Raw genomic sequence first — 8,898 nt, forward strand, 5'->3', positions numbered from 1 at the left:
CTACCGCCGGATCGCGGCGGAGGTGGCCGCCCCGGCGGCGGATCCGGACGGCGGGCCCCTCGGCTCCTGATTCCGGGACGTTTCCCCGAGAGACCATGACGATCGTCATAGCCAGAGCTCGCGACCCTCGGCGTGGCGTCCCTCGAGGGTGCGACCGCGATGTGCCGGGCCAAGCGCGACGCGCGACCGCTCGACCCGGTCGCGCGGCAACTGGAGGCGCTGATCGCCGGCGTGATCGGCCGACCGTCCGGCGTGATCGGCCGACCGCCCGACCGCCCGACCGCCCGACCGCCCGACCGCCCGACCGTCCGACCGTCCGACCGTCCGACCGTCCGTCCGTCCGTCCGGCCTGATCGGCCGATCGGCGCCGTCGGGCCCACCTTCGGCGCGCGTGTGCGGCAGGCGGGTCGGCGTGATCGGCCGACCGTCCGGCCTGACCGTCCGGCGTGATCGCCCGACCGCCCGACCGCCCGACCGTCCGGCCTGATCGGCCGATCGGCGCCGTTGGCCCACCTTCGGCGCGAGTGCGGCAGGCGGGTCGGCGTGATCCGGAACATACGTGTTCTGGGACATATGAGCCCATCGCGGGCTTTGGGTAGCTTGGGATGCTTGCCCTGTATGTGGTGCCCTGCGTCAGGGCCACCACCCGTCGATCGTCCCGTCCAGGAGACCCATGCGTTCTCGAATAGCCTCCGTGCCGCCCCTCGCCCTGGCGGGCGGTGCGCTGACCGTCGGCATCGGCGCGCTGTATCTGACCGGGGCGCTGCTCACGGGCGGTGACGTCGAGTCGGGCACTACGGTGCGCGGCGTGGACATCGGAGGCCTCAGCCGTTCGGAGGCCGTCCACAAGCTGGACGAGCGCCTGATGGCGGAGGGCTCGCGGAAACTGACTGTGCGGGTCGGGGACCGCAGCGCGACCGTCGACCCGCGCTCGGCCGGACTCACCTTCGACGCCGAGCGCACGGTGGACCGGGCGACCCGCAGCGGCTCCGATCCGGTGGGCGTGATCCGTGGCTTCTTCCACTCGGGGGGCGACGAGGAGCCGGTCGTACGCGTGGACGAGACGAAGGCCCGCACCGCTCTGGGGAAGCTGGCGAAGACGCTCGACCAGCAGGTTCGCGAAGGCGCCGTCGGCTTCACCGGCGGCCGGGTCGAGCAGGCCGCCCCGCGGCGGGGATACGCACTGGACGTGGACGCCGCCGTAGGCACCCTGCGGACCTCCTTCCTGCGCGGCGGGACGGACAGGGCCGCGGTCCTGCCCGCCCGCGAGACGCGGCCGAAGGTCACGGCGGACGAGGTGCGGCGGGCGGTGCGCGACTTCGCGCGGCCGGCCGTGTCCGCGCCCGTCACACTCACCGCGGGCGGCAAGCGCTTCACCATCGGCCGGACAGTGCTGGGCGAGCATCTGACGATGCGGCCGGACGGCGCCGGCAGACTGGTCCCGAAGCTGGACGCCGCGGGACTGCGCGCGGCCCCCTCCGTGGCCCGCCCCCTGGATGCCCTCACCGCCACCGCCGAGAACGCCGCGCTGCGGCCGGACGGCGACCGGGTCGTGGTGGCCCGCGACGCCCGGACCGGCGTACAGGTCACCGGCAAGGCGCTGGGCAAGTCCGTGCTGCCGCTGCTGACCCGGTCGGGCGGAGCCCGCACGGGTGGAGTGGCCCTGCGCCGGATCCAGCCGGAGGTGACCCGTGAGAGCGCGGCGCGGCTGGGGCTGAGGGAGAAGATGTCCTCCTTCACCGTCCACTTCCAACCGGCCGCGTACCGCACCAGGAACATCGGGCGGGCCGCCCGGCTCATCAACGGCTCCGTCGTCATGCCCGGCGAGACCTGGAGCTTCAACCGCACCGTGGGTGAGCGCACCAAGGCCAACGGCTTCGGCGAGGGCATCATGATCCTCGACGGTGAGTTCACCAAGGCGCCCGGCGGCGGTGTCTCCACCATGGCCACGACCATGTTCAACGCGATGTTCTTCGCCGGCGTCAAGCCCGTGGAGTACGGCGCCCACTCCTTCTACATCGAGCGCTACCCGGAGGGCCGTGAGGCGACGGTCGCCTGGGGCAGCCTCGACCTGAGGTTCGCCAACGACTCCGGACACGCCCTCTACATCCAGGCCGAGTCCACCGACACCTCGGTGACCGTCAACTTCCTCGGCACCAGGAAGTACGACGAGGTCGAGTCGGTCACCGGGCCCCGCACCCGGGTGACACAGCCGAAGCACAAGGTGAGCACGGACAAGGAATGCGTGCCGCAGACCCCGCTCGAGGGCTTCGACGTCACCGTCCAGCGGGTCTTCTCCAACGACGGCAGGGAGGTGCGGCGGGAACCGTTCCATACCCACTACACCCCGCGGGACGAGATCACCTGCGAAGCCGCCCAGTAGGCGCGGGCGGCGGCAGGCCTGGGCAAGGGGGGCGGGCGGCTCGGGCAGGCCGCGCCGAGGCCCGCTTCCGCGACATCGCCCACTGGACGCGGTGACCCGTACCGGTCCGCTCCGGCGGCAGCCGTGCGGGGTCCGGGCGCCGCCGTACCCAGCCGGGCAGCAGCACGGTGGCGGGTCCGCTGCCCCCGCCCGAGTCCCGGACCGCCGCCTCCACGATGCGGTGAGCCCCGAGCAGCGGCGGCAGTGCGGCGAGGGGAAGATCCCGGCGGCGCGCACCCGCGTCCCGCACAGGCCACCCGCGTCGCACAGGCCACCCCGACGGCCGCGACCCCGGCGCCCGCCACCAGGTCGGCATGGCAATCCGACCCATCACGCGCCCTGGGTCCGGCCGTCGTCCGCATCCGTCTCGCCGCGCTGTGCGCGCCGGGCTGCGTCCCGCCCCGTGGATCCACCGGCCGCCGGGCCGACCGGCGGACAGTGCCGCGCGGGTGGCCAAACCGGCCCGCCCGCCCTCGCGGCCACGGCGTCCGTGCGGAGGGCGCGCCGGTGGTGCGGGGCGCCGCGCTACGCTGGTCCGGTGGGCAGAAGGCTGCCTGTGGACTGTCCCGGCCGTTCGGCGGCGGGTGACCGGCAAGGATCGAAGGGGGCCGCAGGTGGTGGACGCCTCGCACGGAGTCGACGGATTCGGGCCGGCGCACGGCGGGGCCGTGCTGGAGGTGGGCCCGTTGTCCGGTCGGCCCGGCATTCGTGCCAGGGGTGAGATCAGCGAGGTCACCCGGTCGCCCTGGGAAGAGGCCCTGGCGGGCCTGGCCCGGCAGCACGCCGAGGTGTCCTACGTGGAGCTGTCCGAAGTGGGGTTCGTCGACGTGGCCGGGGTCGCGGCGCTCGCCGTCACGGCGCTGGGCCTGCCCGGGGGCCGGGTGGTCGTCGAGCATCCGCCACCCCAGGTACCGCGTGTACTGGGCCTGTTCTGGCCGGGCCTCGGCCGGATCGAGGTGGCGCCGTGACGAACACGGTGGCGACCCACGAGGCCTTCGAGCACCCCGCGCTGTTCTACCGCACCGAGCAGGAGTACGTGGACCGGACGGTGTCCTTCGTGCAGGAGGGCCTCGACCTCGGTGAGCCGGTGGCGGTGGCGGTGCCCGGGCCGAACCTGGAGCTGATCAGGACCGGTCTGGGTCCGGACGCGCAGGCCGTCCACCTGCTCGACATGACGGTGGCGGGCCGCAATCCGGGCCGGATCATCCCCGGAGTGCTACGCGCGTTCGCCGACGCCCATCAGCGAGGGCGGGTGCGGATCATCGGCGAGCCGATCTGGGCGGGCCGCAGCGCGGTCGAGTACCCGGCGTGCGCGCAGCACGAGGCGTTGATCAACGCGGCCTTCGAGGGCCGGCCGGTGACCATCCTGTGCCCGTACGACGAGGCGGGCCTGGCCGAGGAGGTCCTGGCCGACGCGAGGATCACCCACCCGACCGTCGTGGCCCGCGACACGGAACAGGTCAGTGACGCCTACGACTGGCGTTCCGTCCTCACCCGCTACAACGAGGCGCTGGTGCCCGCGCCGGACGCCGCCGTGTTCTCCTTCGGACCCGACGAGCTGTACGCGGTGCGCGTCTTCGCGGTCAAGGAGGCCGAACGGCTGGGCCTCGCGGGACAGCGGCTGGGCGACGCCGAACTGGCGGTGGCGGAACTGACGACCAACAGCGTGGTGCACGGCGCCGGACAGGGAACGCTCGCCGTCTGGGCCGCGGCGGGACAGGTCGTGTGCGAGGTCCGGGACGCGGGCCGGCTGTCCGATCCGCTGGCCGGCCGCAGACCGCCCGTGCGCGGTCAGATCGGCGGCCGCGGTCTGATGCTGGTCCACTACGTGGCCGACCTGGTCCGCATGCACACCTCCGACGAGGGCACGACCGTCCGCTTCTACCTGGGCCGCTGAGACCCCGCCGGATCCGGACCCGGACCCGGACCCGGACCCGGGCCGGTCGGCGGCACCCCGTACGTCCCTTCCGGGAGGCCGCACGAGGTGCCCCGGTGTCACGGGGGCGTCAGACGGTGTCGCGCAGTGCTGCCCAGGTGGCCTTGTTGACGATGCCGTTGACCACCAGTGCCTTGTCGCTCTGGAAGCCGCGGACCGCCGTCTCCGTCTCGGGGCCGTAGTCGCCGTTCACGCCGGAACCGCCCACGTCGTAGCCGCGTTCGACGAGCATGCACTGCACCTGCCGCACCCGCTTGCCGCTCTCTCCCGGGCTGGTGCGGGCCTTGCCGGCGTAGTACGCGCAGTCGGTGATCCAGGGTGGGTCGGCCGGCTCGCTCGGTGTGGTGTCGGGGGACTCGCTCGGCACGGCCGAGGGGCCGGTGTCGCCGATGGGGGTGGCGGCGACGTTCGGCCGGCCGGCGGAGGAGGAGACGCGGGTGGAGACGACGGCTCCCGGCGGCGAGGTGTCCTCGGCTTCGGTGTCGTCGGCGCGTCCGCCGGCCGAGCCCGCGGCGGAGGCCTTGTCCCGGGCGCCGGGCGTGGCCGACGGAGCGGCGGGCCCGGAACCGGCCGCTGACGTGACGACGCCCGGCCGGGGCGCGGCGGAGGCCACGGAGCCGTCCGTGCGGCTGAACACGAAGAGGCCCGCGGCGACCGCGCACAGGGCGGTGCCGACCGCGGCCACCAGGACCCGCTTCCGGCCCGGCCACGGCCGGGCGGCCTCCGGGCGCGAGGGCGCCGACGGGGCCTCGCCGGCCGCGGGAGCCGCGGCCACCGGCCCGGTGGGTGCCTGGCTCGCCTGCGCGGGGATCCCGCCGGACGGGGGCGGCGGTCCCGACGCCACCCGGTTGTCCGAGGGGTGCAGCCGGGCCGCCCGGGACACGGGGAGGCGGTGCAGCGTCTCGTACGCCCGCTGCCGGGCCAGCACCCTGCCGTGCAGAGGCTCCGGCCAGCCGGAAGTCCCGGCGTGCGACCCGGCGGTGTCGATGAGTTCACCGGGGGTCGGGCGTCGTTCGGGCTCCTTGGCCAGACAGGCGGTCAGCAGCGCCCCCAGCTCCGGGTCGGTCGCCGAGACCGCGCCGGTCACCTCCGGGTTCGGCTCCTCGAAAGCGACCCGGTGCATCACGTCGACACCGGTGCCGTCGCCGAACGGGGCCCGTCCGGTGGCCGCGTAGAGCAGCGTTCCGGCCAGCGAGAACACGTCGGAGGCCGCGTCGCAGTGGCCCGTCCGCAGATACTCCGGCGACATGTAGGCCGGAGTGCCGACCCGGTTGCCGGTGCCGGTGATCGCGCTGGCGTCCGCGGCCTTCGAGATGCCGAAGTCGATCACATGAGCGCCCTGGAGCGACAGCAGCACGTTGGACGGCTTCAGGTCCCGGTGCACGACCTCGGCCGCGGCGAGGGCGGTGAGCGCCCGCCCCAGCTCCGCCACCAGCCGCCACACGGTGGCCGCCGACAGGGCTCCGTCCACGCGCACCACGTCGGCCAGGTCGAGCCCCGGGACGTACTCGGTGGCCATCCACAGCAGTTGGTCGTCCCAGCCGGTGCCACGTAATCTCGGCGCGTACGGCGGACCGAGCCGGGCGTGCACCTGCGCCTCGTGCACGAAGCGACGCTGGAACCGGACGTCCTCGGCGTACTCCGGCCGGATCACCTTCACCGCGTACAGCCCGGGACCGTCGTCGGCGGCCCGGGCCAGATAGACCCGCCCCATCCCGCCGCTGCCGAGCAGCGCCACGGGCACGAAGGTGCCGACGCGGACCGGGTCGCCGACCCGCAGCGGTGCGGCTCCGGTCTGCCGGAGCGCGACGGCCTCGTCCGCCGTGGAGTTCGAGGAGTCCGCGGAGTTCGGCGGGGGCTGCAGGTGGTCGGACACGGAACTCCCGAAGTGATGTTCGTCGTAAGCAAGTTCGCCCTGTGCGGGAGACCGAATCTAGCCGAGGTACGGCCGGTGCTCAGGGTTTCCACCGGTTCTGTCCGGCCGTCACCTGCGCGGGACAGGTCCGCCGGCCCCGCGACGCAGGCGGGTGAAGCCTGAGCCGCCGTCACCTCCACGGGGCATGCATGAGGATCTCCGCCGTATCCGGCCGGGTCGGCGGAATCGACGCGCTGGAGGCGAGAGTGATGAACAAACGAGCCGAAGAGACCGGCCCCCACACCATCAGGGTGCCGGTCCTCATCGTCGGCGGCTCCCTGGTCGGCCTGGCGACCTCGTTGTTCCTGGGTCGGCTGGGGGTACCGCACGTGCTGGTGGAGCGCCACTCGGGCACCTCCATCCACCCGCGGGGCCGCGGCAACAACGTCCGCACGATGGAGCTGTTCCGGGTGGCGGGTGTCGAGAAGGCGATCCAGGAGGCCGCCGCCACCCTGGCCGACAACCACGGCATCCTCCAGGCGCCCACCCTGGTCGGCGACGCGGGCGAGTGGCTGTTCCGGGACATCGACCCGGGCGGCGGACTGGCCCGCTTCAGCCCCAGCTCCTGGTGCCTGTGCAGCCAGAACGACCTCGAACCGGTCCTCCTCGACCACGCCCGCGGGCACGGTGGCGACCTGCGCTTCTCCACCGAGCTGATGTCGTTCGACAGCGACCCCACCGGTGTCACCGCGGTGGTCAAGAGCCGTGAGACGGGTGAGCACACCACCATCCGCGCGGACTACCTCGTCGCCGCCGACGGCCCGCGCAGCCCCGTCCGTGAGCAGCTCGGCATCGGTCAGAGCGGACCCGGCGACCTGTTCCACAACGTCAGCCTCACCTTCCGCTCGCGCGGGCTCGCCGAGGTCGTGGGCGACCGCCACTTCATCGTCTGCTACCTGACCAGCCCGGACGCCGACGGTGCCCTGCTGCCGGTGGACAACCGCGAGAACTGGGTCTTCCACGCCCCCTGGCACCCCGAACACGGCGAAACCCTGGAGGAGTTCACCGAGGAGCGGTGCGTCGAGCACATCCGCCGGGCGGTCGGGGTCGCCGACCTCGACGTGGAGATCACCGGCAAGGCGCCCTGGCACGCCGCTCAGCGGGTCGCCCGCAGCTACCGGTCGGGGCGGGTGTTCCTGGCCGGTGACTCGGCCCACGAGATGTCGCCCACCGGGGCCTTCGGCTCCAACACCGGTATCCAGGACGCGCACAACCTCGCCTGGAAGCTGGCCGCGGTGCTCGACGGCTGGGCGGGGGAGAAGCTGCTGGACACCTACGACGCCGAGCGCCGCCCGGTGGCCGAGGCCACCAGCGCGCGGGCAGCGGCCCGGTCGGCCGAGCACAGCCACCCCGGATTCGCCGCGCCGGCCGGAGCGGGCGGCGGCGGTCCCCAGCGGGGCATCCTCAACGTGGCCCTCGGCTACCGCTACCCGCAGGGCGCGGTCGTCGGCGCCGACCCCGGCGTCCCGGTCGTGCCCGAGAGCCTCGACCTGACCGGTGGGCCCGGCAGCAGGGCACCTCACCTGTGGGTCGGGCACGGGGACCGGCGGCTCTCGACCCTCGACCTCTACGAGCGGTCCCTGGTCCTGCTCAGCGACGCCGGCGCCGGTGAGCCGAACGGATGGCACCGGGCCGCCGTCCGCCTCGCCGAGGAACTGGCCCTCCCGCTCAGGTCGTACCGGGTGGGCACCGGAGCCGGCGCCGACCTGGTGCCGGAGGGCGACGCCGACTGGGCGGAGCGCCACGGCACGGGACGCGGGGGCGCCGTACTCGTCCGGCCCGACGGGTTCGTCGTATGGCGGTCGCCGGGTCCGGAGGCGGATCCCGAGGCCGTGCTGCGCCGGGTCCTGAAGACCGGGCTGGCGGTCGGCTGAGCCGACGGGCGTCACCCGTGTGAACGCCCCGAGTGGTGCCGTGGCGACGGGCGGCTGACGGTGGATCACATCACGGTCGGGTCCCATCGGCTGACGAGGTGTCGGCTGCCCGGTCGCGACGGAAGGACCATCAGATGCGTTCAGCTCGCATGATCCTGGCCACCGCGGCGGCTTCGGCCGCCCTCGCCATCGGCGCCCCGGGCGCCTACGCCGCCGGCGGTGACACGGACCACGACGACTCCTCGTACAGCAAGGAGGACAGCTCCTCGTACGGCACGGAGCACGACACCCAGGACGACTCCTCGTACGGCAAGGAGGAGGACTCCTCCTCGGGCAAGGAAGACCACGGCAAGGAGGACCACGGCAAGGAGGACCACGGCAAGGAGGACCACGGCAAGGAAGACCACGGCAAGGAAGACCACGGCAAGGAGGACCACGGGAAGGAAGACCACGGGAAGGAAGACCACGGCAAGGAAGACCACGGCAAGGAGGACCACGGCAAGGAGGACCACGGGAAGGAGGAGCACGACTCCCCGCACGGCGGCATGCACACCGGTGGCGGCGCCCTGGCCTCGGTGAACGACAGCGGTGACCACGGCGCGGCCAAGGACCCCAGGTTCGACCCCGAGACCTACAAGGACAAGGGCTCCGACAGTTCCGGCGAGCACGGCAACGACTCCTGGAACGGCGGCAAGGAGGAGTCCGGCGGCGGCTGGAGCAAGGAGCACGACAAGCCCAGCGGCGGCGTGCA

The 8,898-nt window shown here is 73.6% G+C and carries 7 protein-coding genes and 2 pseudogenes; 7 read left to right on the top strand and 2 right to left on the bottom strand.

The genetic code is table 11. The features are described 5' to 3' along the window. Positions 1-126: 126 nt before the first annotated feature. The 3 genes and pseudogenes from ACFWBB_RS27595 to ACFWBB_RS27605 all read left to right on the top strand — a co-directional run. Positions 127-198 (top strand): annotated as a pseudogene (locus ACFWBB_RS27595) (TetR/AcrR family transcriptional regulator); the annotation flags it as partial. Positions 199-271: 73 nt separating this feature from the next. Next, positions 272-487 (top strand): annotated as a pseudogene (locus tag ACFWBB_RS27600) (hypothetical protein); the annotation flags it as partial. A 186-nt stretch (positions 488-673) separates the two neighbouring features. Next, the gene (locus tag ACFWBB_RS27605) at positions 674-2,383 is read left to right on the top strand and encodes a VanW family protein (RefSeq protein ID WP_385277674.1); all 1,710 of its coding nucleotides are present in this window, start codon (positions 674-676) and stop codon (positions 2,381-2,383) included. On the opposite strand, the gene ACFWBB_RS27610 is transcribed toward ACFWBB_RS27605, so the two are convergent. Next, a complete protein-coding gene (locus ACFWBB_RS27610) occupies positions 2,361-3,128 on the bottom strand; it encodes a DUF6629 family protein (RefSeq protein ID WP_385277676.1) in 768 nt (255 codons plus the stop codon). The two genes, ACFWBB_RS27605 and ACFWBB_RS27610, sit on opposite strands and share 23 nt — an antisense overlap. Between ACFWBB_RS27610 and ACFWBB_RS27615 the strand changes: the two genes are divergently transcribed. Together ACFWBB_RS27615 and ACFWBB_RS27620 are read left to right on the top strand one after the other, a co-directional pair. After that, positions 3,037-3,390 carry an STAS domain-containing protein gene (locus tag ACFWBB_RS27615; protein ID WP_385277678.1) on the top strand — a complete coding sequence of 118 codons (354 nt, stop codon included), beginning with the start codon at positions 3,037-3,039 and terminating at the stop codon, positions 3,388-3,390. The genes ACFWBB_RS27610 and ACFWBB_RS27615 overlap by 92 nt on opposite strands. Beyond that, on the top strand, positions 3,387-4,319 hold the full coding sequence (locus ACFWBB_RS27620) for an anti-sigma factor RsbA family regulatory protein (protein ID WP_385277680.1): 933 nt from the start codon (positions 3,387-3,389) through the stop codon (positions 4,317-4,319). The genes ACFWBB_RS27615 and ACFWBB_RS27620 overlap by 4 nt, the downstream gene beginning before the upstream one ends. A 109-nt stretch (positions 4,320-4,428) precedes the next feature. On the opposite strand, the gene ACFWBB_RS27625 is transcribed toward ACFWBB_RS27620, so the two are convergent. Continuing rightward, positions 4,429-6,234, bottom strand: a complete 1,806-nt coding sequence (locus ACFWBB_RS27625) for a protein kinase (RefSeq protein WP_385277682.1) — start codon at positions 6,232-6,234, stop codon at positions 4,429-4,431. Positions 6,235-6,482: 248 nt separating this feature from the next. Between ACFWBB_RS27625 and ACFWBB_RS27630 the strand changes: the two genes are divergently transcribed. Further along, positions 6,483-8,147, top strand: a complete 1,665-nt coding sequence (locus ACFWBB_RS27630; RefSeq protein WP_385277692.1) for an FAD-dependent oxidoreductase — start codon at positions 6,483-6,485, stop codon at positions 8,145-8,147. A gap of 219 nt (positions 8,148-8,366) precedes the next feature. After that, positions 8,367-8,726, top strand: coding sequence for a hypothetical protein (locus tag ACFWBB_RS27635; RefSeq protein ID WP_385277684.1), 360 nt, complete (start codon positions 8,367-8,369; stop codon positions 8,724-8,726). Positions 8,727-8,898 lie beyond the last annotated feature (172 nt).

The organism is Streptomyces sp. NPDC060000 (assembly GCF_042737375.1).
Classification (GTDB): domain Bacteria; phylum Actinomycetota; class Actinomycetes; order Streptomycetales; family Streptomycetaceae; genus Streptomyces.

Bases quoted from the DNA above. Each gene is read 5' to 3' on its own strand.
- ACFWBB_RS27605 (WP_385277674.1), top strand. From the start codon at position 674: ATGCGTTCTCGAATAGCCTCCGTGCCGCCCCTCGCCCTGGCGGGCGGT.
- ACFWBB_RS27610 (WP_385277676.1), bottom strand. From the start codon at position 3,128: ATGCCGGGCCGACCGGACAACGGGCCCACCTCCAGCACGGCCCCGCCG.
- ACFWBB_RS27630 (WP_385277692.1), top strand. From the start codon at position 6,483: ATGAACAAACGAGCCGAAGAGACCGGCCCCCACACCATCAGGGTGCCG.